Genomic DNA, 26,266 nt, shown 5'->3' on the forward strand with positions numbered 1-26,266 from the left:
ATCGGCCGGGGCGATGAACCCCGACCTTCCCATTACGGCGGTCCTCCCGCAAATCCGCTCTGTGCTCGCAGGGCAGGGTGCGGGCGTGCTGATCGCGCCGCCGGGTGCCGGGAAGACCACCGCAATCGCCCCTGCTCTGCTGGACGAGGCATGGTGCAGCGGCCAGATCATCATCACCTCGCCCCGCCGTGTCGCTGCCCGTGCTGCGGCCGAGCGCATGGCGGACATGCTGGGCGAAGCGCCGGGCGAGACAGTGGGCTACATCACCCGCCTCGACAGCAAGGTGTCCGCGAAGACCCGCATCCTTGTGGTGACCGAGGCGGTCCTCGTGAACCGGCTGGTTGACGATCCCGAACTGCCCGGCGTTTCCGCCCTGCTGTTCGACGAGGCGCATGAACGCGCGCTCGACAGCGACCTGGGGCTCGCGCTCGCGCTGGAGACCCGCGCCGTTTTGCGTGAGGACCTGCGGGTGCTGGTGATGTCGGCCACCATCGATGGCGCGCGCTTTGCCCGGCTGCTGGGCGAAGGTTCTCCCGTGATCGAAAGCGAGGGGCGCAGTTTTCCGCTGGCAATCAAGTGGCTTGGCGGCAATGCCGCAGACCCGGTCGAGGAGCGCATGGCAAGCGCTGTTCTCACCGCATGGCGAGACGAGGCGGGCGATATTCTCGCCTTCCTGCCCGGCGTGCGCGAGATCGAGCGGGTTCGCGAGCGGCTGGAGGCGCGCCTTGCCAATACCCCGATCCACGCGCTTCACGGCCAGATCGAACCTGCCGCACAGCGCGCCGCGATCCGCCGCGATCCTGAAGGCCGCCGCCGGATCGTGCTCGCGACCGCGATTGCCGAAACCTCGCTGACACTGGACGGGGTGAGCGTGGTGGTAGACAGCGGGCTGGCGCGCCTTGCCGAGTTCGACCGGGCAGCAGGCACCACGCACCTTGTCACCCGCCGCGCCTCGCAGGCTTCGGCGGCGCAGCGGGCCGGGCGTGCGGCGCGGCAGGGGCCGGGGGTCGCCTATCGCCTGTGGGAAGAGGCAGGCCACGCCGGTCGCCCCGAATTCACGCCGGCCGAAATCCTGCAGGCGGATCTCGCTCCGCTGCTGCTGCGGCTGGCCAGATGGGGCACCGTCGATCCGGCCGGCCTGCCATGGCTCGATCCGCCGCCCGAGGCATCGGTGAGTGCGGCACGCAAGGCGCTGACGGCACTGGGCGCGCTTGACGAAGCGGGGCGGATTACCTCGCTCGGACAGGCGATTGGAGCGCTGCCGATGGCCCCCGATCAGGCGGCAGCCGTGCTTCACGGGGCTGCCGGCGGCTGCGGCGAGGATGCGGCGCGGATCGTTATGCTGTTGCAGGAGCGCGGGCTGGGCGGGCGCGGGGAAGACCTGATGCAGCGCCTGTCCCGCTGGCGAGGCGACCGATCGTCCCGCGCTATCGCAGCGCAGCGCATTGCGCAGGGTTGGGCGGGGCAGGCGGCAAAGCTCTCAGGGGTAATCGGAGACAGCCCGGCCACCGATGCTGCCGAGGCGCTGGCGCTAGCCCGCCGCGATTTCGTGGCGCGGCGCCGCGATCCGTCGGGCGAACAATGGCTGAGCGCGGGCGGGCGCGGCTATCAGCTCGATCCCGCCTCGCCGCTGGCACGGGCCGAATGGATCGTGATTGGCGATGCACAGGGGCAGGCCAGGGGCGCGCGGATCACTGCTGGGGCGGAAATCGCGCCCGAACGCATCGCCTCGCTGTTTGCCGAAGAACTGCAAGAGCGCGTCACAACCCGCTGGAATGCCGACAAGGATCGCGTCGAGGCGCGGCGCGAGCGGCGGCTCGGCGCGATTGTGTTGGCGAGCGTGCCCGAAAGCGCGCCCGACCCTGCGCTGTGTCTCGAATTGCTGCTGGCCAAGGCCTGCGAACGGCTGGAGGCGATCCTGCCCGAAGGCTTTCTGGCACGGGCACGTTTTGCGGGAATAGTGCCGCTGTCCCCGGAAGAACTGAAAAGCCGCGCAAGCGAATGGCTCGCGCCTTTGCTGTCCGGTCGCCGCGATCTCGGCCTTCCACCCCACCGCTTTGCCGAGGCCGCGCTCGGCCTGCTCGACTGGAGCACTCGGCAACAACTCGACCGCGCAGCGCCCACCCATTTCACCTCGCCCGCCGATACCCGCCACGCGATCGACTATGCAGGCGATGATGCGCCAAGCGTCGAGGTGCGGGTGCAGGGGCTGTTCGGGCTGGATACGCAGCCGATGATCGGCACCACTCCGCTGCTGCTCAAACTGACCAGCCCCGGCGGGCGTCCGGTCCAGTCGACCCGCGACCTTCCCGGCTTCTGGCGCGGCAGCTGGCGCGATGTGGTGAAGGACATGAAGGGGCGCTATCCCAAGCACCGCTGGCCCGACCAGCCATGGCTGGAAAAGCCGAGCATGAAGACCAAAAACGCGTTTAACCGCGAATAGGAATCAGCTATCGGCGTGGCGCAATTCGGGACGCGAATGCGGCCCGCAGGGCTGACCGGCCGCCCGCAGCGATGCGGCCGCCAGGCCGCGTGAGCGAGGATCGAAACAGAAATGAGCGCGAGAATTTACCAGAAGACCAAGCACGCCATGCAGTCGGGCAAGGCTCACACCGATGACTGGGTGCTGGAGTTCGAACAGTCGCAGGCCCGCTTTGCCGATCCGCTGATGGGCTGGACCGGCACTGGCGACACGCAGACGCAGGTGCGCCTGACCTTCCCTTCGAAGGACGCGGCCAAGGCCTATGCCGAAAAGTATGGCATTCCGGCCCGCATCCATGCGACCCCGCCCAAGCGGCTCAAGCTGCAAGCTTACGCGGATAATTTTCGGTGAGTTGATTTTTGCTCCGGCACGCGCCATATGCCCACCCGGGAGTCGGGTGGACGTTTGCGTCTGCTCACCGGGTCAGGGCCGGAAGGCAGCAGCCCAGGTGGATTGCGACGGGTCGCCCGGCTCCTTTTCTCCCACAATCGCCGCCATCCGCACCATGACAAAAGGGGCGCGAGCGCCTAGTTTGTCGGCATGAGCGATTCCGATCCCGATCTGCCCGAAGACGACACCGGCCCGACGGCTGCCGAACTGGAGGCAGCTGGCCAGAATGCGCTGTTCGGCGATCCGGCACCGATTGCCGCTCCGCCGGTCAAGCCGGCACCGGCGCCTGCCGCCGTGAACCAGCCCTATCGCGTGCTGGCCCGCAAGTATCGTCCGCAGACCTTCTCGGAACTGATCGGGCAGGAGGCGATGGTGCGCACCCTTGCCAATGCCATTGCTCGTGACCGGCTGGCGCACGCCTTCCTGATGACCGGGGTGCGCGGGGTTGGCAAAACATCGACCGCGCGCCTGATCGCCAAGGCATTGAACTGCATCGGGCCGGACGGGCAGGGCGGGCCGACCATCGACCCTTGCGGCCAATGCGAACCCTGCACCGCTATCGCCGAAGGCCGCCATATCGACGTGATCGAGATGGACGCGGCATCGAACACCGGCGTGGACGACGTGCGCGAGATTATCGAGCAGGTGCGCTATGCCGCCGTCTCGGCGCGCTACAAGATCTATATCATCGACGAAGTCCACATGCTGTCGCGCAATGCGTTCAACGCGCTGCTCAAGACGCTGGAAGAACCGCCGCCGCATGTGAAGTTCCTGTTCGCCACTACCGAGGTCGACAAGCTGCCGGTGACAGTGCTCAGCCGCACCCAGCGCTTTGATCTGCGCCGGATACCGGCCGGGATGCTGGCCGAACATTTCGCCAAGGTCTGCCGCCTCGAAGGCGTGGATGCCGAGCCTGAAGGCCTCGCCATCATTGCCAATGCCGCTGAAGGTTCGGTGCGTGACGGGCTCTCGATCCTCGACCAGGCGATTGCCCATGCCGATCTCGACGGCGAGGGCAGGGTTGCCGCGAGCCGCGTGCGCGACATGCTGGGACTGGCCGACAAGTCCGCGCAGCGCCGCGTGCTGGGCTACCTGCTCGAAGGCGATGCCAAGGCGCTGCTGGCTGCGGTGGACGAGCAATATGCGCTCGGGGTCGAGCCGCTCGCGCTGATGCGGGCGCTGATGGATCTGACGCACCGGATCACGCTGGCGCAGGTTTCGGGCGGAGAGCCGGAAGCGCCTTCCGAGGATGAACGCGCCGCGCTTGCAGATTTTGCCGCGCGGCTGGCTCCGTCGGAACTTCACCGCCTGTGGCAATTGCTGCTCAAAGGGCACGACGAGGTGCGCACCGGCCCCGATCCGCTGGTCTCGCTCCAGATGGCGCTGCTGCGGATTTTGCACGCCAGTCAGATGCCCGACCCCGGCAAGCTGGCGAAGCGGATCGAGGAACTCGCCGCCAGCGGGTTCGCATCCGCTCCGGCTGCGCAGGGCCATGCGGCCGCGACTGCCGCGCCGGTGGCGGCAGCGCCCGCGATGGACTGGGCGGCGCTGGTGGATCAGGTCGATGCTGCGGGCCAGTTGCGGGTCGCCCAGATCATGCGTGATCGTGTGCGGGTGATCGAACTCGCCCCCGAACGGCTGGTGTTCCAGCAGGCCGACAATTTCCCCGATGATCCCGCGCCCGATATCCGTGAGGCGCTGTTCAAGGTGACGGGCAAGCGCTGGCTGGTCGAACGCGGCGCCGGAGAAGCACAGCCATCCTTGCGCGAGATCGCCGAAGCCGCTGCCGCTGCCGAGGATGCCCGCATCCGCTCGGATCCCTTGGTCAAGGCGGCCTTCGAAGCTTTCCCCGATGCCGAACTGATCGACACCCCCGGCAAGCGCGCTGCCGCTGCCGGAAGCCCCCCCTGGAATTGATGGAGACCCCGCGATGAAGTCGATGGAAGAAATGATGGCCGCCGCCCAGAAGGCTGCCGAGACCATCCAGAAGCAGATGAACGAGATGCAGGTGAAGCTCGACTCGATCGAGGTCGAGGGCACTGCTGGCGGTGGGCTGGTCAAGGTTCGTGCCAGCGCCAAGGGCCGCATTCTCGGCGTGCATATCGATGACAGCCTGATGAAGCCGGAAGACAAGCAGATCGTCGAAGACCTCGTCGCCGCGGCCTTCAACGATGCGCGCGACCGCGCCGATCGCGTCTCTAACGAGCAGATGCAGGAAATGCAGTCCTCGATGGGGCTTCCTCCGGGCTTCAACCTGCCCGGTCTGGGGTGAGGCAGGCGCGTCCACAGCTTAGCCCTGTTCCGCCATTGCGGGAGCGGCACGGCCTTCCCATATCTGGTGCATGAACCAGACTTACCCTCTTCTCCCCCTGCGCGACATTGTCGTGTTTCCCGGCATGGTCGTGCCCCTGTTTGTCGGGCGCGACAAATCCGTTGCCGCTCTCGAAGCGGCGATGGAAGCCTCCAAGGACATTGTCCTGATCGCCCAGCTCGATCCGGGCTGCGACGATCCGGAAGGCGATGATCTTTACGATGTCGGCGTGATCGCGCAGGTCCTCCAGCTGCTCAAGCTGCCCGATGGCACGGTACGCGTGCTGGTCGAAGGCAAGACCCGCGCACGGCTTTCCGCGCTGGAGGATGTCGGCACCCACCTGCTCGCCGAAGTGCAGGCGATAGCACCCGAAACCGTCTCGGGCAGCGAAGTCACCGCGCTGATGCGGCAGGTGACCCAGCAATTCGGCGAATATGTGAAGCTGAACAAGAAGCTGGGCGAGGATGCCGCGATTGACCTTTCCGAGGTCGATGATGCCGGACAGCTGGCCGACACCATTGCCGCCGCGATCAGCGCCAAGGTCTCCGACAAGCAGGGCCTGCTGACCGAAACCAGCCCGCTGAAACGCCTCGAACTCGTGATGGCCTTCATGGAAGGCGAGCTTTCGGTGCTTCAGGTCGAACGCCGCATCCGCGGGCGGGTGAAGCGCCAGATGGAGAAGACCCAGCGCGAATATTACCTCAACGAACAGTTGAAGGCGATCCAGTCGGAACTGGGCGGCGGCGATGACGGAGAGGGCAATGAAATCGCCGAACTCACCGAAAAGATCGAAAAGACCAAGCTGTCCAAGGAAGCCCGCGCCAAGGCACAGGCCGAGTTGAAGAAGCTGAAGTCGATGCAGCCGATGAGCGCCGAGGCGACGGTGATCCGCAATTACCTCGACGTGCTGCTCGGCCTGCCGTGGGGCAAGAAATCGAAGCTGAAGAAGGACATCGGCAAGGCGCAGGAGATCCTTGATGCGGATCACTACGCCCTTGAAAAGGTCAAGGACCGGATCGTCGAATATCTCGCGGTGCAGGCGCGCACCAACAAGTTGAAAGGTCCGATCCTGTGTCTCGTCGGCCCGCCGGGTGTGGGCAAGACCTCGCTGGGCAAATCGATCGCCAAGGCGACGGGGCGCGAATTTGTGCGCCAGTCGCTGGGCGGGGTGCGCGATGAAGCGGAAATCCGCGGCCACCGGCGCACCTATATCGGCTCGATGCCGGGCAAGATCGTGGCCAATCTCAAGAAGGCCGGCACCAGCAATCCGCTGTTCCTGCTCGACGAGATCGACAAGCTCGGTCAGGACTTCCGCGGCGATCCGGCCTCTGCGCTGCTGGAAGTGCTCGATCCCGAACAGAACGCCAAGTTCCAGGATCACTATCTGGAGCTCGATCTCGATCTTTCCGACATCATGTTTGTGTGCACCGCGAACAGCCTCAACCTACCGCAGCCGCTGCTCGACCGGATGGAGATCATCCGGCTGGAAGGCTACACCGAAGACGAGAAGGTCGAGATTGCCCAGCGTCACCTGATTGAAAAGCAGGTGAAGGCTCACGGGCTCAAGAAGGGCGAATTCACCCTCACCGAGGAAGCCCTGCGCGATCTGATCCGCTACTACACCCGCGAGGCCGGGGTGCGCACGCTGGAACGCGAGATTGCCAAGCTGGCACGCAAGAGCCTGCGGCAAATCCTCGAAAAGAAGGCCGACAGCGTCACTATCACCCCCGAAAACCTCGGCGATTTCTCCGGCGTGCGCAAGTTCAAGCACGGCGTTTCGGAGGAAGAGCCGCAGGTTGGCGCGGTGACAGGGCTGGCGTGGACCTCGGTCGGCGGCGAGCTGCTGACCATCGAAAGCGTCACCACGCCGGGCAAGGGCGAGATCAAGACCACCGGCAAGCTCGGTCAGGTGATGAACGAAAGCGTCCAGGCGGCCTTCAGCTTCGTCAAGGCGCGTGCGCCCGCTTACGGGATCAAGCCTTCGGTCTTCAACCGCAAGAACATCCACATTCACCTGCCCGAAGGCGCCGTGCCCAAGGACGGGCCGAGCGCGGGGATCGGGATGGTCACTTCGATCGTCTCGACCCTCACCGGCATCGCGGTGCGCCCCGATGTGGCGATGACCGGCGAGGTCACGCTGCGCGGCCGGGTGCTGGCGATCGGCGGGCTGAAGGAGAAACTGCTGGCCGCCCTGCGCGGCGGGATCAAGACTGTCCTCATCCCCGAAGAGAACGTCAAGGACCTCGCCGAAATCCCGGCCAATGCCAAGGAAGGGCTGGAGATCATTCCGGTCGCCCATGTCGACGAAGTGCTGGCCCGCGCGCTGGTCCAGCCGCTCGAAGCGATCGAGTGGACAGAAGCCGATGATCTGGCGAGCCAGCCCGGCGGTACGACACCTGCGGCCAGCCCGACGACAGAGGTGCCAACCGCGCATTGAGTCACTACAAGGCGCGCACTTGCCGTGATTCGCGGCAGGGTCGCTCGCTTTTCGCAGGATGACGGTTGTTCGGCATTGCGCGGGAGACACCCGTTTCCCGCGGAAACACCATGGTTTTGCACGAGGCTGTCTGCTGCGGCTGATTGCCTTTGACAGCCTGTGCAAAAACGTCTCAACCTGCATCCTTTGACAAGCGCGATTCCTACCTATCCGACGCTATCCTGAATTGAGGGGTCCACGCATGAACAAGAACGACCTGATCAGCGCCGTTGCCGAAACCAGCGGCCTGTCCAAGAATGATGCTGCCAACGCGGTCGAGAGCGTTTTCGACGCGATTACCAAGGCACTTTCCGGCGGCGATGAAGTCCGCCTCGTCGGCTTCGGCACCTTTTCGGTGGCCAAGCGCAAGGCGTCGACCGGCCGCAATCCGCGCACCGGCGAACCGATGAAGATCAAGGCTTCGAACCAGCCCAAGTTCAAGGCCGGCAAGGGTCTCAAGGACGCTGTGAACTGAGCTTGCACACCGCCCGCGGACGGGCAGCAAAAACCCCGCCAGCCATACCGGCCGGCGGGGTTTTTTGTTGTCCGCAGCGCGGGCTGCCTATCGTCCCGCCGCAACCAGCGCGGTCGGGGCCTGCGTGGTCCGCGGGCTGATCTTCCACAACAGCACTTCGCCTCCGTCGGCCCCGGCCTCGGGGCCTTCGTCGGTGTTGTTGGCGAGGATCCGCATCCCCGGCGCGGCGCGCACGGTGAAGGTGCCTTCCATGACCGGAACACCGGGCACCTGCTCCCCGTTGGCGCCTTCCGAACCGCCCATCGCGGCAAGCCCGGCGAGCGACCCCATGCCCATCATCGCGCCCATCGCGCCGGTATCGCTGTTCTGGGTGGCAAAGGCAGGTGCGTTGATCCTCACCTGACCGCCCTTGCGCAGGAACATCTGCACGAAGGGATTGGTCGGCGGAAAGCCTTCGATCGAGGGGAACATGAAGTCATGGCCGAAGCTGCCGGCGGTGCGGTAGCTCACATCGAACACCCCGTCGCCCTTGTGCACGACGCGCTCCCACCCTTTCTGGCGCGAGAGCAGCTTGACCAGTTCGTCCGCTGCCTTGGGGTCGGACGGGTCGATCCCGCCCATCATCGCAGCCATCTGTTCGGCCTTGCGCTTGGCCTCGGCCGCCCGGTCCGCCGCGCCCGCTTCCCAGTCGGCGCGCTGCTGGTCGAGTTCGTCCTTGGTGCAATCGCGCGTTTCATAGGTCTCGTCGTCATAGCATTCCGACGGCGTGAACGCCTGTTCGGCTGCCGCATCCATCTGCGCCAGCTTGCTCAGGCCGAGGAAGAAAATCTCCCCGTCATAACTGAAGGTGAAGCTGTCCGGCCCGGTGATCTGCAATTCGCTGGTGAACTTGCCCGGCGACATGAAGCAGCCCGATAGTGTCAGCGCGCAGGCGCCCAGCACCGCAGCGGCCCGCAGGCGGATGGTTGAAAGCATCGTCATCGTCATTCCCCTCGTCACGCGCCGCGCGCGTCCCCTTTTCGCGTTTACCCGCGAGTGGCCGCCGCATAAAGCGCAATCGCAGCCGCGTTCGAGACGTTGAGGCTTTCGATCGCCGAGGAGATCGGCAGCTTCGCCAGCACATCGCAATGGGCTGCGATATTGTGCCGCATCCCTTCACCCTCCGCGCCGAGCACGATGGCAACGGGGCCGGTCGGCAGGATATCGGCGAGCACGGCTTCGGCCTCTCCGGCAAGGCCGATGCGCCAGTATCCGGCCTCGGCCAGCTCCTCCAGCGCGCGGGCGAGGTTGACGACGCGCACCCACGGCACCGTCTCCAGCGCGCCTGACGCCGCCTTGGCCAGCACGCCGCCTTCGGGCGGGGCGTGGCGATCCTGCGTCACGATGGCCGCCGCGCCGAAGGCCGCTGCCGAGCGCATGATCGCGCCCACGTTATGCGGATCGGTCACCTGGTCGAGCACCACGATCGGGCGATCCGCCTCGGCCAGCGCGACTTCATCGAGGAACACATCTTCCAGCGGGGCGCATTCCAGCACCAGCCCCTGATGCGGGGCATCCTTGGCGACGAGTCGCGCAAGGTCGGCGGCCTGTGCATGTTCGACCGGGAAATCGGCGGGCAGCTCGCCATCGAGGCTCTCCAGCCCTTCGGGCGTGGCCCACAGCTTGCGGTGCTGGCGTTCGGGGTTCTTGAGCGCCGCCTCGACCGCGTGGCGGCCCCACAGTCGCACCTGTCCGCTGCTGGCACGGCCCGATCCGCGCCCGCCTTTCATCCGGCCTGCCCGCCCGCGCAGGGCCCGTTTGCGTTCACCTTTGGCCATGTTCTTTCCTTGCTGGCGCTATCCAAGCGCGCCCCCTGCCAGCAGGGGCATTGACAGGCAAGCAGTGCTTCGCCAAAGGGGCGCCTCTCGGCAGCGGGACCGGCAACGGACTCGCGCAATTTCAGAGCATCCGATGCTCGGGAACGCCCCCCTCGAAGCAGGGGACTGTGTGGACAGGTGGCCGAGTGGTTAAAGGCAGCAGACTGTAAATCTGCCCGCGCAAGCGTACGCTGGTTCGAATCCAGCCCTGTCCACCACTTCCCCCAATGTTTCACGTGAAACATCGCTCTGCGACAGGCTAAAACGGGTCTAGAGGGGGTCTAGAGCGACCTAGAGGGGGTCTGGAACGGGTCAGGCAACACGCCCGGGCCACTGCCATTCGCGATCAGCGCAGCGAGGCTTCGGACGCTGTCAGCATTCCGTCGAGATAGGCGAGTGTCTCGCGGGCGCGCTCCAGCGACTGGCGCGTGTGGCTTTCCGAATTGGCCCTGCGCACCGACCGGTTCAGCATTTCGACATAGCCGCGATAGGCGCGTGCCGCTTCGGCGTTCTGTTGCCTGAGGCGATAGCCGCTCTCCTCTGCCGCGGCGGCGTTGCGGCCGGTGCCCCGATGGTTGCGCTGCCGGCGTCATCCGCTGTCCTTTCCACGATCGCGGCATCGCCTGTCTCGCCGCGCGATTGCGTGGCGGGCAGGGTGGCGGGCGTGCGGAGCGGTTCGCCTGCCTGCTGGACGATTGCAGCAGGCGCAGGCGCCGGGTCGCCGGTGAGGTAAAGCGCACCGCCTGCAAGCAGCGCAATCGCGGCCGCAAGTCCCGCGGGGAGCAGCCGCGCCAACCGCTCCGGACCGGTCGCGGCGTCAGCGGCAGGCTGTGTCGCCATCGCCGCGCCCGATGATGACAGCCATGGCAGATCCTCAAGCGGCGGGAGCGTTGCTGTCCCCGCCAGCCAGGCAGGCCTGCGCGGCGAATCCGGACAATCCGCCGGTGTCACCAGATCGAAATTGGCCCTGATAGCGGCGAGGCGGTTGGACATCGGACACTCATCCATTCACGACAAGAGGGGTTCTTCCTGCCCGAACGGATCAGCGCCGCGCCTTATTCCCGGCCCGCGATTTTTTCCTTGTCGCACCGTGCGGTTCAGGCGGCTTCGGCCCGTGCCTCGAGGCGGGCGTCGGCAAAGGCGAGGCCGGGCTGATAGCGCGCATCCACCTTGCCGCCCTTCAGCGTGAACAGGTGCAGCCAGCCATTGTCGAACAGGGCGCGCACGGCGGGGTGCCGTTCGAGCACCTTGAGGATTTCCTCCCTCGGCGCCTCGATCATCACCGACAGGCGCAGCGGCTCGTGCACCAGCGCCGCGCCGTCATGCACCGCCTGCCAGGGCAATCCGGCGCGCATCCTTCCGCCATTGCCCTCGATCACGCCAAACCCGCCGACGACATTGTGGATCAGCTTGTTGCCGCCGCCGAAGATATCGGGCGCGACGCTCGATCCGTAATATTGCAGCGCAATCCAGCTGGCCACCACCACCGGCGCGGTGATGATCAGCTCCAGCGTGGCAAAGCCGCTATCGGCCTGCCAGTCGTAGGAATGGAGGAACGCGCGTCCGCCCAGATCGCGGCCCGCCGTGGCGCTGCGCGGGGCCGCGATGAAGGCGGCGCATCCGGCCAGACCCCATTCGGGCCGCACCTCGGCCCAGTTGGCGGCGCGCGCCTCAAGCGTGTTCCAGCGTGCCCCCGGCAGACGTTCGGCCCGTTCGGCCCGCGCTGCCTGCGCCGCCTGATCGAGCCATGCGCGCACCCGTGTCAGATCGCCGCTGCGGCTGGCCGGCAGGCCATCGTCATAGATCGTCACCCGGTCGGTGGTGGTATCGTGCAGCCCTGCCACGAACAGCGTGTCTTCGGGCACGGCCACCCCGCGCTGCGCCAGCCCGTCGCGGGTTTCGGGATCGTTGAGCAGGATCGCCAGCAGCCGCGCCGAAACCTCGCCCGTGTATCCCCCGCAGGCGCCGCAGTGATAGGCGCTTTCGTGCGGGTTGTTGGTGACATTGCCGCCATGGCCAAGCAGCAGCACCACTTCGCCGTGGCCGTGGGTGAGGCTCATCGCTTTCAGCACCGCTGCGCCGGTATCGGCCTTGGCATCGGCGCTCATCCCGCCGATCACTTCGGGCGCGGGTTCTGCCCTCGTCTTGCCCCCAAGGCCCAGCGCCGCCTGCACCAGCTTGGCGGCGTAGACCGGACCCATCGCCTCGACAAAGGCGAAGGAAGATACCGCCGCCTGCCGGAACCGGCCCCATGCGCGGGTGGTGCGCGCCGCGATGCGGGTGGCCTGATCCTGCGCCGGATCGCCCGCGCCGGTGGTGTGGAGCGCGGGATTGAGCAGCACCGGCAGGCGCGCTTCGGGAATGTCCGATCCGTGGGCGCAGTGTTCCAGCGGCAGACCGAAAAAGCCAGCAAACCCGATGGTTGCAATCGAATCGTCGAGCGATTCGAGGGCGCGGCGGAACACTTCGGAACGCACGTCGATGCAGAAGGCGGCTTGCAGGGCGGGGCGCTGCACGGTTGCGGGAACATCGCCTTCGAGCATCGCGGCAAGCCGGCGCTGGTGTCCGCGATCGGCGGCGTCCTGCAGGATGGCGAGCGCGACATCGTCTGCCGTGGCGGCGACCGGCGCGGCGTGGGCGGCGACGGTTTCGGCCCAGCGGGCGGCAATCTGCGGGGTCTGCACCAGCAGCGCCTCGTCCCAGATCAGGCGGATCGCGATCAGATCGGTGAGGGTGCGGTCTGTGCCGCCAACCAGTTCCGCCTGCCACAGCAGCCAGCGGGCGTGCTGCGCCCAGCCGCCAAGGCTGATAGCGAGGCGATGGAAAGCGGTCGGCGCGGCGGCTTCATGGATGCCGAGCGTTTCGGCAGCAGACAGGATGGCGCGTTCGGCGGTGTCGGGGGCGCAGGCAACATGGGCGCAGAAGCCTTTTAGCCCTGCGATTTCGGGGGTGAGATCGTGCAGCGCCCAGGCCCGCCATGCGGCAAAGGCATCGTTGCCGGGCGCGGGGCTCCACAAGGCCTGCCCGCGATCGAAATGGCCTGCCGCCCACAGCCCGATGCACTTGTCGATCAGCGCGGGCCAATCGACGCCGGTGGCCTCGGCGGCGAGATCGGCGACTGTCGGCAGGGCGCGCGGGGAAGGGCCATCGCCCAGCCGCGTGGCGATCTCGCGCAGGGCCAGCGTGCTCGACGGTTTGAGCGGCGAGGGCGAGGCAGCAAGCGCCTCCGCCAGATCATCGGGGCTGATCCGGCCTGCGGTGATCGCGGCGGCATAGTCGCCGCCTGAACGGGTGGCGCGCACCCCGGCCACGCGGGCAAGGCGGGCGGCAGCCGTGGCCAGATCCTCGCCCGTCTGGCCGAGGAACGGATTGACCGCCACGGTCGCATCCAGCGGGAAGGCCGGCGGAATGGCGCGGGCGGCGGCCTCTGCCGCTTCGAGCAGCGCGGAAAAACGGGCAGGCGTGATGGCGGCGTGGTTCATCAGCATGGCAGGCTCCTTCGGCAGGGACGCGGGCGGATCAGCGGGTGCGGGTGGTGCGGAAACCGCCGATGGCGCGGTCGAGCAGGGCGTTGAGGTAAAGGCCGTTGGCAAGATGCACGCGCAGGCCTGCCATGGCGGGATGGTGCGCCCACAGCGGGAACAGCGCCTGGGCAAAGGCGACCATGCCGAAGCTGGCGACCGCGATCGCGATCATCGCCCATTCGAGCTCGCCCGGCATCGGGGCAGCGGGCAACAGCGGGCCGAACACGGTCTGCGCAATCGCCTGAAAGCTGAAATAGCCGATCGCAGCGGCCAGCGCGGCGGCGGCGGTGCGCTTGGTCAGGGCCACGGGCGCCCGGTCTGCGAGGCCCTGCGCGACCAGATAGGCCACCCCGAAGATCAGGATCGCGCCCAGCGCCAGCGCCTGCGGCGATTTCGGCCCGATCAGCGCGGTGAACCCGGCGGCAATCGCAGCGAAGATGGCAAGCGCAAGGGCGAAGCTTTTCAGCACCGCAGCCACGCTCGGCACGGCGACGGGGCCGGGGCGGCGGATGCTGGCGACATCCTTCACCGCTCCACCCGAGGACAAGAAGGCGTGCGCCTTGTAAAGCGAATGCGCGATGATGTGCAGTAGCGCGAGGCTCCACAGGCCCAGCCCGCATTGCAGCAGCATGAAGCCCATCTGCGACACGGTCGACCAGGCCAGCGCGGTCTTGATCGCGCTCTGGGTCAGCATCACGGCGGCACCGAACAGCGCTGTGAGCCCGCCAAGCGCGACCAGCGCGGCCATCGCGCCGCTGCTCGCCTGCACCAGCGGCGCGGCGGTGATCAGCAGCACCCCGCCCGAATTGATGATCCCGGCGTGAAGCAGGGCGGAAACGGGGGTGGGGGCCTCCATCACCTCGGTCAGCCAGCCATGCAGCGGGAAGGCGGCGGTCTTGAGCGCGGCGGCGGCGACCAGCGCGATGATGCCGAGCGTTCCGGTGATGCCGGGGGTGGTCGTTGCGGCGGTCGCCAGCCCGGCAAGGTCGAGCGTGCCGAACTGCGCGAACAGCAGCGCGGCGGCGGCCACCAGCATCGCATCGCCCGCGTGCCACACGATGGCAAACTTGGTCGCGGCGCGCTGTGCCTCGGGCCGGTCGGGGTAGAACAGCAGCAGCCGCCTGAGCGCGAGGCCGACTGCGAAAGTCGCCGCGATCATGGTGACAAGGCCCTGTGCCTGCACGAACACCAGCACCGCCGCCAGCGCCGCCAGCATCAGCCCGTGGAACGCGCCCTCGCGGGCTTCCCCGTCAAGATAGGTGCGGCTGTAGCGCATCACGATCCAGCCGATGAAGCCGACCAGACTGGCGAGCGCGGTGCTCACAAGATCGGCGCGCAGGCCGAAGGCGGGCGGGGCGGGGGCCATTGCGGTCTGCACCAGTCCGCCAAGTGCCAGCGCAAAGGCTGCGAAAGCCGCCGTTTCCGACCAGCGCGGCAGGCTGCCGGGCCGCTTGCCGGGACGGGCGATGGCCAGCGCGATCACGGGCAGCAGTGCGGCAGGGGCAAGCAGCGAAAGGGCAATCGGCATGGCGAGGCTCCGGACAGGGAGGGATTGGCTATGCCGGGCCAGATAGGGACTGGACGAAATTAAAGAAAATACATATTTTGCAGCGAAACATTCACTAAATTGGAACGTTTAAGCCGTGGCGAGCCTCAATCTGCACCATCTGCGCCTGTTCCGCGCCACCGCCCGCGAAGGCACGCTGACCGCTGCGGCACGCGCGCTCAACATCTCGCAAAGCGCGGTCTCCACCCAGATCAAGGCGCTGGAGGCCGATCTCGGCCATGATCTGTTCGAACGGCGCGGGCGCAATCTGGTGCTGACCGAGGCGGGGCGGATCGCGCTCGATTATGCCGAACAGATCTTCCGCGCCTCCGAACAGCTCACCGCCACCTTCCGCGCCGTGGGCGGGCAGCGCAAGGTACTGCGGATCGGCGCCCTCGCCACCTTGTCGCGCAATTTCCAGATGCGCTTTCTCGAACCGCTGATCGGGCGCGACGATGTGGAAGTGGTGCTGCGTTCGGGCACGCAGGGCGCGCTGCTGCGGGCGCTGGAGGCGCTGACAGTGGATGTGGTGCTGACCAATCTCGTCCCTGCCCGCGATGCGGCCAGCCCCTATCTGGTGCGGCGGCTGGACGAGACGCCGGTCAGCCTTGTCGGCACCCGCGCGCGGCTGGCGATGGCGGCGCAGGGCCTGCAAAAGCTGCTCACCACCGCGCCGCTGATCCTGCCCACGCCCGAAACCGCCCTGCGCGCCGGGTTCGATGCGATGATTGAGCGGATGGGGATCGTCCCGCGGGTCGCGGCCGAGGCAGACGACATGGCGATGCTGCGCCTGCTGGCCCGCAACGACGCCGGAATTGCGGTGATCCCGCCAATCGTGGTGCGCGACGAGCTGGCCTCGGGCACGCTTTACGAGTTGTTCCAGCTGCCCGAAATCACCGAGGAATTCTACGCCGTCACCATCGCGCGCACCTTCCCCAACCCGCTGCTGAAGGATGTGCTCGATCTCGAACCGCAGGCGGCAGGGCTTGCGGGCGGGCAGGGCGGGCAGTAAGGCCCGCGTCCCATGCAAGAGAGTCCCATGCAGGAAACGCAATCCAGCCCCGCGCTCACCGGTCGCCCGGTCATTTCCGCCACCGGCCTGTTCACCCCGGCCGAGACGATCACCAACGCCGAACTGGTCGCCAGCTTCAACACCTTCGTCGATCGTTACAACGCGGCCCATCCCGATGCCGAGCCGCTGGCCTATTCCTCGGTCGAGTTCATCGAGAAGGCGAGCGGGATCAAGGCGCGGCACGTGATGAGCAAGGCGCCGATCCTCGATCCCGATATCATGTGCCCGCGCCTGCCCGAACGCGGCAATGACGAGTTGTCGGTGATGGCCGAAATCGGTGTCGCCGCCGCAAGGCAGGCGCTGGAGCGCGCTGGCCGCAAGCCGGAAGATGTCGATGCGGTGCTGTGCGCGGCATCGAACATGCAGCGTCCCTATCCGGCGATGGCGATCGAGATCCAGCAGGCGCTTGGGATCGAAGGCTTCGGCTTCGACATGAACGTGGCGTGTTCGTCTGCCACCTTCGGCATCCAAACCGCCGCCGACTATATCCGCGCCGGCAACGCGAAAAGCGTGCTGGTGGTCAGCCCCGAAATCACCTCGGGCCATTTGAACTGGCGCGACCGCGACAGCCACTTCATCTTCGGCGATGTCGCCACCGCGGTGCTGGTGGAAGATGCCGCGATTGCCCCCGCGAGCCACTGGGACATCATCGGCACGAAGCTGAAGACGGTGTTCTCCAACAACATCCGCAACAATTTCGGCTTCCTCAATCGCGCCGCGCCCGAGGGCGAGGGCAAGGCCGACAAGCTGTTCGTGCAGGAAGGGCGCAAGGTCTTCAAGGAAGTGGTGCCGATGGTGGCACAGATGATCCTCGATGAAGCCGCGCGGCTCGGCATCGCGCCCGAAAGCTTGCGCCGCTTGTGGCTGCATCAGGCCAACACCGGCATGAACCGCCTGATTGCACACAAGGTTCTGGGCCACGAGGCGAGCGAGGATGAAAGCCCGACCGTGCTCGACACCTATGGCAACACGTCGAGCGCCGGGTCGATCATCGCCTTCCACCAGCATAGCGATGATCTGAAGGCGGGCGACACCGGCCTGATCTGTTCGTTTGGCGCGGGCTATTCGGCCGGCACGGTGTTTGTGCGCAAGGCCGGCTGACGGTTGCGGCTTCGCGCCGCGCCCCCTAGAAGCTGACCGATGGCAGGCGAAATCCTCGATAACAAAGGCCGGGGGGAGGCGGGCTGGAACTGGCCCGCGATCCATCCGGAAGGTCGCAAGTTCGGACTGATCGCGGTGGCGGCCAGTCTGTTCTTCCTGCTCGCGCTCGATTGGGAGATCATCGGCTGGCCGCTGATGCTGCTCAGCATCGGGGTGTTCGCCTTCTTCCGCGATCCCGAACGCGTGGTGCCGCAGGGCGATCACGCGATCATTGCTCCCGCAGACGGGCTGGTGACGCAGATCGAGGAGGTCGAACCGCCGCTTGAACTGCAGATCGATGATGGCTCCGGATATCCCGGTCTGCCCGCCGGACCGGTGACGCGCGTTTCGATCTTCATGTCGGTGTTCGATGTCCACATCAACCGCACGCCGGTGGGCGGCACGGTGCGGCGCGTGGTCTATATCCCCGGCAAGTTCATGAACGCCGATCTCGACAAGGCGAGCGACGAGAACGAGCGCCAGCATGTCCTGATCGAGCGGACGGACGGGCTGAAAGTCGGCTTCACCCAGATTGCCGGGCTGGTGGCGCGGCGGATCGTGCCTTTCGTGAAGCCCGGCGATATTGTCGCCAAGGGGCAGCGGGTCGGGCTGATCCGGTTCGGCAGCCGCGTGGATGTCTATCTGCCTGCCGGAACGGACGCGAAGGTGATGATCGGCCAGACCACGATTGCGGGTGAGACAGTGATTGCCGAAGTCGGCCAGCGCGGGCTGATCGAAGGGATTGCCCAGTGACGAGGCCCCCTGCCAAACGTCCGCGCCAGGTGGTGCGCAAGATGGCGCGGATGCCGTTCTTCCCCGCCCGTCTCGGCCCCAAGGCGGCCGAGGACGAGAGCGATGACGGCATGGCCGGGCGGCGCGATGCCAGCGCGGGCGGGCTGACATTGCGGGCGATGCTGCCCAACGCGATCACCGCTGCGGCGCTGTGTTCGGGCCTTACCGGCATCCGTTTTGCGACCGAGGGGCAGTGGGCCTTTGCCATCGGGCTGGTGGTGCTGGCCGGCGTGCTCGACGGGATCGACGGGCGGGTGGCGCGGCTGCTCAACGCCCAGTCGCGCTTCGGCGCGGAGCTCGACAGTCTGGCGGATTCGCTGTCCTTCGGGGTGGCGCCCGCGTTGATCCTGTTCATGTGGTCGCTTGAGGCCTTGCCGAGCTTCGGCTGGTTTGCCGCGCTGGCCTTTGCGATCTGCTGCGCGCTGCGGCTTGCGCGGTTCAACGCCCGCATCGATACCGAGGACCAGCCGCACAAGTCGGCAGGGTTCCTTACCGGCGTGCCCGCGCCGGTCGGGGCGGGGCTGGCCTTCACCCCATTCTACCTGTGGACCGAGACGGGGCTGGCGTTTTTCCGCGATCCGGTGGTGATGGCGATCTGGCTGGCGGTAATCGCGGTGCTGATGATTTCCAACATGGCGACCCTCAGCTGGGCCTCGCTGCGACCGCGCCGTTCGATCCGCCTGCCGCTGATCGCCTTCACCGGCCTCGCCTTTGCCGCGCTGCTGCTGGAGCCGTGGTGGACGCTGTCAGCGATCAGCATCGTCTATCTGGCGCTGATGCCCTACGGCCTTGTCAAATACGGACGGATCAAGCGGCGGCGGCAGCAGGAAGCGCTTGCAGCCGCAGCCCCGGCGAACGGCGCGGCATAGAACGCACCATCGCAGGGCGAACCCGCATCTCGCGCGCTTCCACCTGCACCGCAAACCCTGCGCGCATCAACGCCGCTTCGCGCATCAGCTGGGCATAGGCGTTGCGCGCCTTGATCGCACAATCGGCCAGCACCAGCACCGAGACGATACCGGTCAGCGTGAACAGCATGGTGATGGCGAGTGCGAGCATGGCGGTATCCCCTTCGTGATTCGGCGTTCGTTCTTTGTTCCAACGCGCTTGTTCCCTACATGTTCCATACTGTCAAGCGTATTTGTTTTGTTCCCGCTTCTCCGTGAGCATGAGGCGTCCCCGTGAGGGGATGGATCTTTTGCCGGCGGGGCCGATTCAGGGCTGGATTTTCTCCGCCCGTCCGACTAAGGGCGCGCTCGCACCTGCCGGGCCGCCTGGTCTGACGGGGGCGTAACGTCACATGGAAGGCGCACATACCGGTGCCGTTTGCGGGACACTCCGCACACGCGGTTCCAGCCTTCCAGAGGAACAACCGGAAAGGAAATACCTATGGCGGCACCTGTCGTCACGATGCAGCAATTGATCGAGGCCGGCGCTCACTTCGGCCACCAGACCCACCGCTGGAACCCGCGCATGAAGCCGTACATCTTCGGCGCGCGCAACGGTGTCCACATCATCGACCTGTCGCAGACCGTGCCGCTGTTCGCGCGCGCGCTCGATTTCGTCGAGCAGACCGTGCGGTCGGGCGGCAAGGTGCTGTTCGTCGGCACCAAGCGTCAGGCGCAGGAGCCGATCGCCGAGGCTGCGCGCATGTCGGGCCAGCACTTCGTCAACCACCGCTGGCTGGGCGGCATGCTCACCAACTGGAAGACCATCTCGGGTTCGATCCGCCGCCTGAAGTCGCTTGAGGAAATGCTTTCGGGCGACACCTCGGGCCTCACCAAGAAGGAAGTGCTCAACCTCACCCGTGAGCGCGAGAAGCTGGAAATGTCGCTGGGCGGCATCCGCGACATGGGCGGCATTCCGGACGTGATGTTCGTGATCGACGCCAACAAGGAAGATCTGGCGATCAAGGAAGCCAACGTGCTCGGCATTCCGGTGATCGGCATTCTCGACACCAACGTCGATCCCAACGGCATCGCCTTCCCGGTTCCGGGTAACGACGATGCGAGCCGCGCGGTGCGTCTGTACTGCCAGGCGATCGGTGAAGCGGCGCTGGCCGGCAAGGGCAAGTTCCAGGCCGACGTGTCGAGCGATTTCGGCGCGATGGCCGAACCCCCGGCCGAAGCGATCGCCGCGGAAGACGCCGAAGCCTGATCTTTTGCACGGGTGCCTGGCGTGATCCGTCAAGCACCCGTCACATTCCCCCTCTAGCGCGCCCGGCATTGCCCCCCTTTCAAGGACGGCAGGGCCGGGCGCCTGACAACACACGAAAAGGATATTCCCATGGCCGATATTTCTGTCGCCGATGTGAAGAAGCTGCGCGAGCGCACCGGCGCTGGCATGATGGACGCCAAGAAGGCGCTGACCGAAGCCAATGGCGACATTGAAGCCGCGGTTGACGCGCTGCGCGCCAAGGGCCTCGCCACCGCCCAGAAGAAGTCGAGCCGCACCGCGGCTGAAGGCCTCGTCGGCGTGCTCGTTCAGGGCACCCGCGGCGTTGCGGTCGAGATCAACTCGGAAACCGACTTCGTCGCCAAGAACGACCAGTTCCAGAGCTTTGTGCGCAACGCCACCGCGGTCGCGCTCGAAACCGGCACCAGCGATGTCGAAGCCCTCAAGGCGGCGGCCTATCCGGGCGGCGGCACCGTGGGCGACAAGCTGACCGAGAACGTCGCCACCATCGGTGAAAACCAGCAGATCCGTCGCATCAAGCAGGTCGCTGTGACGCAGGGCGCGGTCGTGCCCTACATTCACAACGCCGCTGCTGACGGTCTCGGCAAGATCGGCGTGCTGGTCGCGCTGGAATCGGATGCTGATGCCGACACGCTGAACGCGCTGGGCAAGGACATCGCGCAGCACGCTGCCGCGATGTTCCCGCAGGCGCTGGATGCCGACGGCCTCGACGCCGAAGTGATCGAGCGCGAGCGCAAGATCGCTGCCGAAAAGGCTGCCGAAAGCGGCAAGCCCGAAGACGTGCAGGCCAAGATGGTCGAAGGCGCGGTGAAGAAGTTCGCCAAGGAAAACGCGCTGCTCAGCCAGATCTTCGTCAAGGACGGCAAGGCGACCGTGGAAGAATACATCGCCAAGGCCGCCAAGGACGCGGGCAAGTCGATCAAGCTGGTCGACTACGTGCGCTTCCAGCTGGGCGAAGGCATCGAGAAGGAAGAAGTCGATTTCGCCGCCGAAGTGGCCGCGACCCTCAAGGGCTGATCGACCTCTTTCGAGAGAGCCAGTGAAAACACGGCCGTCGCAGCTCAGCGCTGCGGCGGCCGTATTTCTATCAGCCAGATTTCCGGGTGGGTGAACAGCCGCACCGGCAACAGGCTGGTGCCAAGCCCCGCGCTGGTGACCAGCACCTTGCCATGCTGGCGGGTGACGCCGCAGGCATAGAGATTGCCGTAGTCCGACATTGTCGCAGGCGCGCCTCCCCACGGCCAGGCAATCTGCCCGCAATGCGTGTGTCCGGCCAGCACCGCATCGACATCGACCGGCACCTGCGGAAAAATGTCGGGGCTGTGGGTCAGCACGATACGCGGCCCCGCGCCGCGCGGCATGGCAGCAAATGTTGCCGCCAGATCGGCGCGGCCGGTGAAATCATCGTCCACCCCGCCAATCACCAGCGGCCCGCGCACCATCGCCTGATTGCGCAGCACAGTAATCTGCCGATAGCGCGCCAGCTGCGCCGCCAGCGCATCCCAGTCGAACCAGTGATCGTGATTGCCGGGAACCACAACCACACCCAGCGGCGCGGCAAGATCGCCCAGCGGGGCTATCACTGCTTCGGCGGCATAGACCCGCGTTGCCGTGCGCTTTTCGCTGACGAGATCGCCCGCGACGGCGACCAGATCGGGCTTCAGCGCGTTGACCTGCGCCACGATCCTTTCCAGCCGTTCGGGCGGCATGTCCGGCCCTGCGACATGGATATCGGCCAGCAGCGCAATGGTTACCGGTCTTGCGCCTTGCGGCAGGGCCTCGCTTTCCACCACCAGCCGTTCCACCACAGGATCGCGCATGGTGTCATACCACGCCTTGCCGGCAAAGCCGCCGGCGATGGCAAGGGCCAGAACCGCTGCCCTGCGGACGATTGTCTTGCCCATTATCCCCGCTATCCTCTTGGCAGTTAGGTGACACCCCGATAAAGGCCGCCTCGCAGCCGAATTCCGCCAGAGAGCCATCTTCCTATGTCCATCCCCGAAATCAAGCGCGTCCTCCTGAAACTCTCAGGCGAAGTGCTGATGGGGGACCAGCAGTTCGGGATCGATCCGGCCTTCGTTGCCGATCTCGCCAAAGAGGTTAAGGCGGCCAAGGAAACGGGCCTCGAAATCTGCCTCGTGATCGGCGGCGGCAACATCTTCCGCGGGATGGCGGGCGCGGCGCAGGGGATGGACCGTGCGCAGGCCGATTACATGGGGATGCTGGCGACGGTGATGAACGCGCTCGCCATGCAGAACGCGCTCGAACAGCTCGGCGTGCAGACCCGCGTGCAATCCGCGATCGAGATGGACAAGGTGTGCGAGCCGGTGATCCGCCGCCGCGCCGAACGCCATCTGGAAAAGGGCCGCGTGGTCATCTTTGCCGCAGGCGTCGGCGCGCCCTATTTCACCACCGACAGCGGGGCGGCGCTGCGGGCTGCGGAAATGAAGTGCGATGCGCTGCTCAAGGGCACCAGCGTTGACGGGGTCTATGACAGCGACCCCAAGAAAAACCCCGATGCAAAGCGTTTCGATACCGTCACTTACGACCGCGTGCTGGCAGATAATCTCAAGGTGATGGACGCCTCTGCCGTGGCGCTGTGCCGTGACAACAAGATCCCGATCATGGTCTTCTCGATCCGCGAGAAGGGCAACCTTGCCCGCGTGCTGGCGGGCGAAGGCGTGCAGACCATCGTGCAAGACAGCTAAGAAAGAGGAACCTCAGCCATGCCGCAATATGACAAGGCCGATGTCGAGCGCCGGATGAAGGGCGCGGTGGAATCGCTCAAGAGCGACCTTCAGGGCCTGCGCACCGGCCGCGCCAACACTTCGCTCCTCGATCCGGTGGTGGTCGAGGTCTATGGCTCGATGATGCCGCTGTCGCAGGTCGCGACCGTCTCGGCGCCCGAACCGCGGATGCTGAGCGTGCAGGTGTGGGACCGGTCGAACATGACCGCGGTGGAGAAGGGCATTGCCCATGCCAACCTCGGCCTCAACCCGATCATCGATGGCCAGACGCTGCGCCTGCCGATCCCTGACCTGACCCAGGAACGCCGCAAGGAACTGGCCAAGCTCGCCGGGCAATATGCCGAAAAGGCCAAAATCGCGATCCGCAACGTGCGCCGCGACGCGATGGAAAGCCTCAAGGCTGACGAGAAGAAGAAGGAAATCTCCGAAGACGACCGCAAGCGGTCGGAGGAGCAGGTCCAGAAGCTGACCGACCAATACGTCAAGGAAACCGACGAGGCAGCCGCCAAGAAGGAACAGGAAATCCTGACGCAGTAAGGCGATCGAGAGGCATCCCTTTCCCGTTCGTGTCGAGCGCAGTCGAGACACTTGGGGCAGGGCAGGCCTCTCGACTTCGCTCGAGGCGAACGGATATTTGGGGATGGTATTGGACCAGTCGCGCGCCAGACATGTCGCCATCATCATGGATGGCAATGGCCGCTGGGCCAAGAAGCGTGCGCTGCCGCGTGCGGTGGGCCACCAGCGCGGCGTGGAGGCGGTGCGGCGGCTGGTGCGCAGCCTTGAGCCGACCGGGCTTGAGTGCCTGACGCTCTACGCCTTCTCGTCGGAAAACTGGAAACGCTCGGAGGACGAGGTCGATGACCTCATGAACCTGATGCGCCGGTTCATCAAATCCGATCTGCCCGAATTCGTCGCCAACAATGTGAAGCTCAAGATCATCGGCGACTGGCAGAGCCTCGCGCCCGATATCGTTGCGATGCTGGAAGATGCGCTGGCGCAGACCGCGAATGGCAGGCAGACGCTCGCGGTGGCACTCAATTACGGCGGGCAGCATGAAATTGCGCGGGCTGCGGCCAAGGCTGCGGCTGAAGGCGCGGTGACGGTGGAGAGCATCGCCGCGCATCTCGACACGCATGATCTGCCGCCGCTCGATCTGCTGATCCGCACCAGCGGCGAAATCCGCCTGTCGAATTTCCTGCTGTGGCAGTCGGCCTATGCCGAGATGCTGTTTGTCGACACGCTGTGGCCCGATTTCGAGCCTGCGCATCTGGCGCAGGCGCTCGATGATTTTGCGCGGAGGGAACGCCGGTATGGCGGACGGTAAAGTGCGGGTGCGCGACCCAAAGGCAGGGGCGTCCGATCTGCCGGTGCGGCTGGCTTCGGCGATTGTCATGCTGGTGGTGGCCGGCGGCGCGCTGTGGCTGGGCGGTTGGTTCTGGACCGCTTTCGTCGTGCTGCTGGCGGGCGGCGTGCTGTGGGAGTGGAACCGGCTGGTGAGCCGTTTCGGCGCATCGACCGTGGCCGAAACCCTGTGGTTCTTCGGCGGGGTGCTCTACATCGGCGGGGCGGGGATCGCGATGCTGGTGGTGCGCAACGGGCGGCAGGTGCTCCCGCTCGATCCGTTTGCTGCAGGATACGGCCCGGTCGAGGTGCTGGTCGCCTTTATCCTGCCGGTCGTGGCAGTGGATGTCGGGGCCTATTTCGCCGGACGCACCATCGGGGGTCCGAAGATCGCGCCGAAGATCAGCCCGTCCAAGACCTGGGCAGGGCTGGGCGGCGGCGCTCTGCTGGCAGCGCTGGTGGGCGTGCTGGTCGAGATCACCGATTTCGGCCCGGCGGCGATGCCCGGCTATACCCCCGCAGCGCTCGGCATGGCGGCGCTGGGCGGGGTGCTGATCGCGGTGCTCGCGCAGGCGGGCGATTTCTTCGAAAGCTGGATGAAACGGCGCGCCGGGGTCAAGGATTCGGGCGCGCTTATTCCGGGGCATGGCGGGCTGTTCGACCGGCTCGACGGGTTCCTCGCCGTGTTCTTTGTGCTGTTTGTGATTGCCACACTGCCCGTTTTGCTGGGATGATGGGGTGATGACACGCACGCTCACCCTGCTCGGTGCCACCGGATCGATTGGCGCATCGACCCTCGATCTGGTGCGGCGCAATCGCGATTCCTGGCAGGTCGAGGTGGTGACCGCCCATTGCAGCGCAGGCGAACTGGCGGCGCTCGCGATCGAATTCGGCGCAAAGCTGGCGGTGGTCAGTGACGAGGCGTGCCTGCCCGAATTGCGCGAGGCGCTCGGCAATAGCGGGATCGCAGCCGCTGGCGGGCGCGCGGCGCTGGTCGAGGCGGCGGCGCGTCCGGTCGACATGACCGTGGCGGCGATTGTCGGCTGCGCTGGCCTTGCGCCGGTCATGGCGGCGGTGGAGCGCGGCGGCACCATCGCGCTCGCCAACAAGGAAGCGCTGGTTTCCGCGGGCGAGGTGCTGATGCAGGCCGTTGCCCGCCACGGCGCGACGCTGCTGCCGACGGACAGCGAACACAACGCGATCTTCCAGTGCCTTGCCGGAAACCGCCTGTCGGATGTAGCGAAAATCACGCTGACCGCGAGCGGCGGGCCGCTGCGCACCTGGTCGCAGGCGCAGCTTGATGCGGCAACGCCCGCCGAGGCCGTGGCGCACCCCAACTGGTCGATGGGCGCCAAGATCAGCGTCGATAGCGCGACGATGATGAACAAGGGGCTCGAATATATCGAGGCCTATCACCTCTTTCCCGTGGGGCTGGAGAAGCTGGGGATCGTGGTGCATCCGCAAAGCGTGATCCACTCGATGGTCGAATTCCGCGACCGTTCGACACTGGCGCAGCTTGGCCCTTCGGATATGCGCGTGCCGATTGCTTCGTGCCTTGCATGGCCGCAGCGGATGGATACGCCGCTCGCTCCGCTGGATCTCGCCGCGATTGGCGAGCTTACGTTTCATGCGCCCGACGAAATCCGCTTCCCCGCCACCCGGCTGGCGCGCGAGGCGATTGCCGCAGGCGGCAGCGCGCCCGCGATCCTCAACGCCGCAAACGAGGTGGCGGTCGCCGCTTTCCTCGCCGGTCAGATCAGGTTCACCCGCATTGCGGCAGTGGTGGAAGAGACGCTTCAGCGCAGCAATGATGCGCCGCGCCCGGCCAGCCTTGATGAAGTGCTGGCTGTCGATCAATCAGCTCGCAGGCAAGCCCTGAGCCTGCTGGAGACCAACGCCCTTGTTTGATAGCCCCCCG

Annotated in this window: 25 protein-coding genes, 1 tRNA gene and 1 other RNA gene; 19 read left to right on the forward strand and 8 right to left on the reverse strand. The window is 66.3% G+C overall.

Features of this window, described 5'->3' with window-relative positions; translation table 11 throughout:
- The first annotated feature begins 13 nt into the window (after nucleotides 1-13).
- The 7 genes from hrpB to ACU0AG_RS12875 all read left to right on the forward strand — a co-directional run bounded on the left by hrpB (nucleotide 14) and on the right by ACU0AG_RS12875 (nucleotide 8,134).
- Nucleotides 14-2,443, forward strand: a complete 2,430-nt coding sequence (hrpB, locus tag ACU0AG_RS12845; protein ID WP_482782676.1) for an ATP-dependent helicase HrpB — start codon at nucleotides 14-16, stop codon at nucleotides 2,441-2,443.
- 111 nt (nucleotides 2,444-2,554) lie between these two features.
- On the forward strand, nucleotides 2,555-2,833 hold the full coding sequence (locus tag ACU0AG_RS12850; RefSeq protein ID WP_482782677.1) for an ETC complex I subunit: 279 nt from the start codon (nucleotides 2,555-2,557) through the stop codon (nucleotides 2,831-2,833).
- Nucleotides 2,834-2,868: 35 nt separating this feature from the next.
- Nucleotides 2,869-2,963, forward strand: an RNA gene (gene ffs / locus ACU0AG_RS12855) — signal recognition particle sRNA small type.
- Between the two features lie 59 nt (nucleotides 2,964-3,022).
- Nucleotides 3,023-4,789, forward strand: coding sequence for a DNA polymerase III subunit gamma/tau (locus ACU0AG_RS12860; protein ID WP_482782678.1), 1,767 nt, complete (start codon nucleotides 3,023-3,025; stop codon nucleotides 4,787-4,789).
- Nucleotides 4,790-4,802: 13 nt separating this feature from the next.
- On the forward strand, nucleotides 4,803-5,144 hold the full coding sequence (locus tag ACU0AG_RS12865) for a YbaB/EbfC family nucleoid-associated protein (protein WP_482782679.1): 342 nt from the start codon (nucleotides 4,803-4,805) through the stop codon (nucleotides 5,142-5,144).
- A gap of 70 nt (nucleotides 5,145-5,214) precedes the next feature.
- Nucleotides 5,215-7,620 carry an endopeptidase La gene (gene lon / locus ACU0AG_RS12870; RefSeq protein WP_482782680.1) on the forward strand — a complete coding sequence of 802 codons (2,406 nt, stop codon included), beginning with the start codon at nucleotides 5,215-5,217 and terminating at the stop codon, nucleotides 7,618-7,620.
- A 241-nt stretch (nucleotides 7,621-7,861) separates the two neighbouring features.
- Nucleotides 7,862-8,134, forward strand: coding sequence for an HU family DNA-binding protein (locus tag ACU0AG_RS12875; protein ID WP_482782681.1), 273 nt, complete (start codon nucleotides 7,862-7,864; stop codon nucleotides 8,132-8,134).
- A gap of 87 nt (nucleotides 8,135-8,221) precedes the next feature.
- Here the strand turns inward: ACU0AG_RS12875 and ACU0AG_RS12880 are convergent, their stop codons facing one another.
- Together ACU0AG_RS12880 and rlmB are read right to left on the reverse strand one after the other, a co-directional pair.
- Entirely contained in the window at nucleotides 8,222-9,115 is an 894-nt protein-coding gene (locus ACU0AG_RS12880; RefSeq protein ID WP_482782682.1) for a hypothetical protein, read from the reverse strand.
- A gap of 44 nt (nucleotides 9,116-9,159) precedes the next feature.
- Complete coding sequence (gene rlmB, locus ACU0AG_RS12885) at nucleotides 9,160-9,951, reverse strand: 23S rRNA (guanosine(2251)-2'-O)-methyltransferase RlmB (protein WP_482782683.1); 792 nt, start codon at nucleotides 9,949-9,951, stop codon at nucleotides 9,160-9,162.
- 171 nt (nucleotides 9,952-10,122) lie between these two features.
- Between rlmB and ACU0AG_RS12890 the strand changes: the two genes are divergently transcribed.
- Nucleotides 10,123-10,208 (forward strand) — tRNA-Tyr (locus ACU0AG_RS12890).
- 128 nt (nucleotides 10,209-10,336) lie between these two features.
- On the opposite strand, the gene ACU0AG_RS12895 is transcribed toward ACU0AG_RS12890, so the two are convergent.
- The 4 genes from ACU0AG_RS12895 to ACU0AG_RS12910 all read right to left on the reverse strand — a co-directional run bounded on the left by ACU0AG_RS12895 (nucleotide 10,337) and on the right by ACU0AG_RS12910 (nucleotide 15,042).
- Nucleotides 10,337-10,462 carry a hypothetical protein gene (locus ACU0AG_RS12895; RefSeq protein WP_482782684.1) on the reverse strand — a complete coding sequence of 42 codons (126 nt, stop codon included), beginning with the start codon at nucleotides 10,460-10,462 and terminating at the stop codon, nucleotides 10,337-10,339.
- Complete coding sequence (locus ACU0AG_RS12900) at nucleotides 10,456-10,983, reverse strand: hypothetical protein (RefSeq protein ID WP_482782685.1); 528 nt, start codon at nucleotides 10,981-10,983, stop codon at nucleotides 10,456-10,458. The genes ACU0AG_RS12895 and ACU0AG_RS12900 overlap by 7 nt, the downstream gene beginning before the upstream one ends.
- A 104-nt stretch (nucleotides 10,984-11,087) precedes the next feature.
- On the reverse strand, nucleotides 11,088-13,472 hold the full coding sequence (locus ACU0AG_RS12905) for a YbcC family protein (RefSeq protein WP_482782686.1): 2,385 nt from the start codon (nucleotides 13,470-13,472) through the stop codon (nucleotides 11,088-11,090).
- Between the two features lie 37 nt (nucleotides 13,473-13,509).
- The gene (locus ACU0AG_RS12910; RefSeq protein WP_482782687.1) at nucleotides 13,510-15,042 is read right to left on the reverse strand and encodes a proton-conducting transporter transmembrane domain-containing protein; all 1,533 of its coding nucleotides are present in this window, start codon (nucleotides 15,040-15,042) and stop codon (nucleotides 13,510-13,512) included.
- A gap of 115 nt (nucleotides 15,043-15,157) precedes the next feature.
- Between ACU0AG_RS12910 and ACU0AG_RS12915 the strand changes: the two genes are divergently transcribed.
- The 4 genes from ACU0AG_RS12915 (at nucleotide 15,158) to pssA (ending at nucleotide 18,933) form a co-directional block, all read left to right on the forward strand.
- The gene (locus ACU0AG_RS12915; protein ID WP_482782688.1) at nucleotides 15,158-16,072 is read left to right on the forward strand and encodes a LysR family transcriptional regulator; all 915 of its coding nucleotides are present in this window, start codon (nucleotides 15,158-15,160) and stop codon (nucleotides 16,070-16,072) included.
- A 12-nt stretch (nucleotides 16,073-16,084) separates the two neighbouring features.
- Entirely contained in the window at nucleotides 16,085-17,233 is a 1,149-nt protein-coding gene (locus ACU0AG_RS12920) for a beta-ketoacyl-ACP synthase III (RefSeq protein ID WP_482782689.1), read from the forward strand.
- 39 nt (nucleotides 17,234-17,272) lie between these two features.
- A complete protein-coding gene (locus tag ACU0AG_RS12925; protein ID WP_482782690.1) occupies nucleotides 17,273-18,025 on the forward strand; it encodes a phosphatidylserine decarboxylase in 753 nt (250 codons plus the stop codon).
- Nucleotides 18,026-18,135: 110 nt separating this feature from the next.
- Entirely contained in the window at nucleotides 18,136-18,933 is a 798-nt protein-coding gene (gene pssA, locus ACU0AG_RS12930; protein WP_482782742.1) for a CDP-diacylglycerol--serine O-phosphatidyltransferase, read from the forward strand.
- Here the strand turns inward: pssA and ACU0AG_RS12935 are convergent.
- The gene (locus ACU0AG_RS12935; protein WP_482782691.1) at nucleotides 18,872-19,123 is read right to left on the reverse strand and encodes a hypothetical protein; all 252 of its coding nucleotides are present in this window, start codon (nucleotides 19,121-19,123) and stop codon (nucleotides 18,872-18,874) included. The two genes, pssA and ACU0AG_RS12935, sit on opposite strands and share 62 nt — an antisense overlap.
- A gap of 330 nt (nucleotides 19,124-19,453) precedes the next feature.
- On the opposite strand from ACU0AG_RS12935, the gene rpsB reads away from it, so the two are divergent.
- Complete coding sequence (gene rpsB / locus ACU0AG_RS12940; protein WP_482782692.1) at nucleotides 19,454-20,221, forward strand: 30S ribosomal protein S2; 768 nt, start codon at nucleotides 19,454-19,456, stop codon at nucleotides 20,219-20,221.
- A 129-nt stretch (nucleotides 20,222-20,350) separates the two neighbouring features.
- Nucleotides 20,351-21,277, forward strand: coding sequence for a translation elongation factor Ts (gene tsf, locus ACU0AG_RS12945; protein ID WP_482782693.1), 927 nt, complete (start codon nucleotides 20,351-20,353; stop codon nucleotides 21,275-21,277).
- 44 nt (nucleotides 21,278-21,321) lie between these two features.
- On the opposite strand, the gene ACU0AG_RS12950 is transcribed toward tsf, so the two are convergent.
- A complete protein-coding gene (locus ACU0AG_RS12950; protein ID WP_482782694.1) occupies nucleotides 21,322-22,164 on the reverse strand; it encodes a metallophosphoesterase in 843 nt (280 codons plus the stop codon).
- 84 nt (nucleotides 22,165-22,248) lie between these two features.
- On the opposite strand from ACU0AG_RS12950, the gene pyrH reads away from it, so the two are divergent.
- From pyrH to dxr, 5 genes are all read left to right on the forward strand, one after another.
- Nucleotides 22,249-22,968, forward strand: coding sequence for a UMP kinase (gene pyrH / locus ACU0AG_RS12955; protein WP_482782695.1), 720 nt, complete (start codon nucleotides 22,249-22,251; stop codon nucleotides 22,966-22,968).
- 18 nt (nucleotides 22,969-22,986) lie between these two features.
- Nucleotides 22,987-23,544, forward strand: coding sequence for a ribosome recycling factor (gene frr / locus ACU0AG_RS12960; RefSeq protein WP_482782696.1), 558 nt, complete (start codon nucleotides 22,987-22,989; stop codon nucleotides 23,542-23,544).
- Between the two features lie 103 nt (nucleotides 23,545-23,647).
- Nucleotides 23,648-24,331, forward strand: a complete 684-nt coding sequence (gene uppS, locus ACU0AG_RS12965; protein WP_482782697.1) for a polyprenyl diphosphate synthase — start codon at nucleotides 23,648-23,650, stop codon at nucleotides 24,329-24,331.
- Nucleotides 24,318-25,082, forward strand: a complete 765-nt coding sequence (locus ACU0AG_RS12970) for a phosphatidate cytidylyltransferase (protein ID WP_482782698.1) — start codon at nucleotides 24,318-24,320, stop codon at nucleotides 25,080-25,082. Before uppS ends, ACU0AG_RS12970 begins: the two co-directional genes overlap by 14 nt.
- A 7-nt stretch (nucleotides 25,083-25,089) precedes the next feature.
- Nucleotides 25,090-26,256: a 1-deoxy-D-xylulose-5-phosphate reductoisomerase gene (dxr, locus tag ACU0AG_RS12975; RefSeq protein WP_482782699.1), complete on the forward strand. Its 1,167-nt coding sequence runs from the start codon at nucleotides 25,090-25,092 to the stop codon at nucleotides 26,254-26,256.
- Nucleotides 26,257-26,266: the final 10 nt, after the last annotated feature.

This window comes from Erythrobacter sp. RANMB8, assembly GCF_056848235.1.

Bases quoted from the DNA above. Each gene is read 5' to 3' on its own strand.
- ACU0AG_RS12900 (WP_482782685.1), bottom strand. From the start codon at position 10,983: ATGTCCAACCGCCTCGCCGCTATCAGGGCCAATTTCGATCTGGTGACA.
- ACU0AG_RS12875 (WP_482782681.1), top strand. From the start codon at position 7,862: ATGAACAAGAACGACCTGATCAGCGCCGTTGCCGAAACCAGCGGCCTG.
- lon (WP_482782680.1), top strand. From the start codon at position 5,215: ATGAACCAGACTTACCCTCTTCTCCCCCTGCGCGACATTGTCGTGTTT.
- frr (WP_482782696.1), top strand. From the start codon at position 22,987: ATGCCGCAATATGACAAGGCCGATGTCGAGCGCCGGATGAAGGGCGCG.
- ACU0AG_RS12880 (WP_482782682.1), bottom strand. From the start codon at position 9,115: ATGACGATGCTTTCAACCATCCGCCTGCGGGCCGCTGCGGTGCTGGGC.
- ACU0AG_RS12905 (WP_482782686.1), bottom strand. From the start codon at position 13,472: ATGAACCACGCCGCCATCACGCCTGCCCGTTTTTCCGCGCTGCTCGAA.
- uppS (WP_482782697.1), top strand. From the start codon at position 23,648: ATGGTATTGGACCAGTCGCGCGCCAGACATGTCGCCATCATCATGGAT.
- ACU0AG_RS12865 (WP_482782679.1), top strand. From the start codon at position 4,803: ATGAAGTCGATGGAAGAAATGATGGCCGCCGCCCAGAAGGCTGCCGAG.
- ACU0AG_RS12895 (WP_482782684.1), bottom strand. From the start codon at position 10,462: ATGCTGAACCGGTCGGTGCGCAGGGCCAATTCGGAAAGCCACACGCGC.
- ACU0AG_RS12970 (WP_482782698.1), top strand. From the start codon at position 24,318: ATGGCGGACGGTAAAGTGCGGGTGCGCGACCCAAAGGCAGGGGCGTCC.
- dxr (WP_482782699.1), top strand. From the start codon at position 25,090: ATGACACGCACGCTCACCCTGCTCGGTGCCACCGGATCGATTGGCGCA.
- rpsB (WP_482782692.1), top strand. From the start codon at position 19,454: ATGGCGGCACCTGTCGTCACGATGCAGCAATTGATCGAGGCCGGCGCT.
- ACU0AG_RS12925 (WP_482782690.1), top strand. From the start codon at position 17,273: ATGGCAGGCGAAATCCTCGATAACAAAGGCCGGGGGGAGGCGGGCTGG.
- ACU0AG_RS12950 (WP_482782694.1), bottom strand. From the start codon at position 22,164: ATGGGCAAGACAATCGTCCGCAGGGCAGCGGTTCTGGCCCTTGCCATC.
- pssA (WP_482782742.1), top strand. From the start codon at position 18,136: ATGGCCGGGCGGCGCGATGCCAGCGCGGGCGGGCTGACATTGCGGGCG.
- ACU0AG_RS12920 (WP_482782689.1), top strand. From the start codon at position 16,085: ATGCAAGAGAGTCCCATGCAGGAAACGCAATCCAGCCCCGCGCTCACC.
- rlmB (WP_482782683.1), bottom strand. From the start codon at position 9,951: ATGGCCAAAGGTGAACGCAAACGGGCCCTGCGCGGGCGGGCAGGCCGG.
- tsf (WP_482782693.1), top strand. From the start codon at position 20,351: ATGGCCGATATTTCTGTCGCCGATGTGAAGAAGCTGCGCGAGCGCACC.
- hrpB (WP_482782676.1), top strand. From the start codon at position 14: ATGAACCCCGACCTTCCCATTACGGCGGTCCTCCCGCAAATCCGCTCT.
- ACU0AG_RS12860 (WP_482782678.1), top strand. From the start codon at position 3,023: ATGAGCGATTCCGATCCCGATCTGCCCGAAGACGACACCGGCCCGACG.
- ACU0AG_RS12850 (WP_482782677.1), top strand. From the start codon at position 2,555: ATGAGCGCGAGAATTTACCAGAAGACCAAGCACGCCATGCAGTCGGGC.
- pyrH (WP_482782695.1), top strand. From the start codon at position 22,249: ATGTCCATCCCCGAAATCAAGCGCGTCCTCCTGAAACTCTCAGGCGAA.
- ACU0AG_RS12935 (WP_482782691.1), bottom strand. From the start codon at position 19,123: ATGCTCGCACTCGCCATCACCATGCTGTTCACGCTGACCGGTATCGTC.
- ACU0AG_RS12910 (WP_482782687.1), bottom strand. From the start codon at position 15,042: ATGCCGATTGCCCTTTCGCTGCTTGCCCCTGCCGCACTGCTGCCCGTG.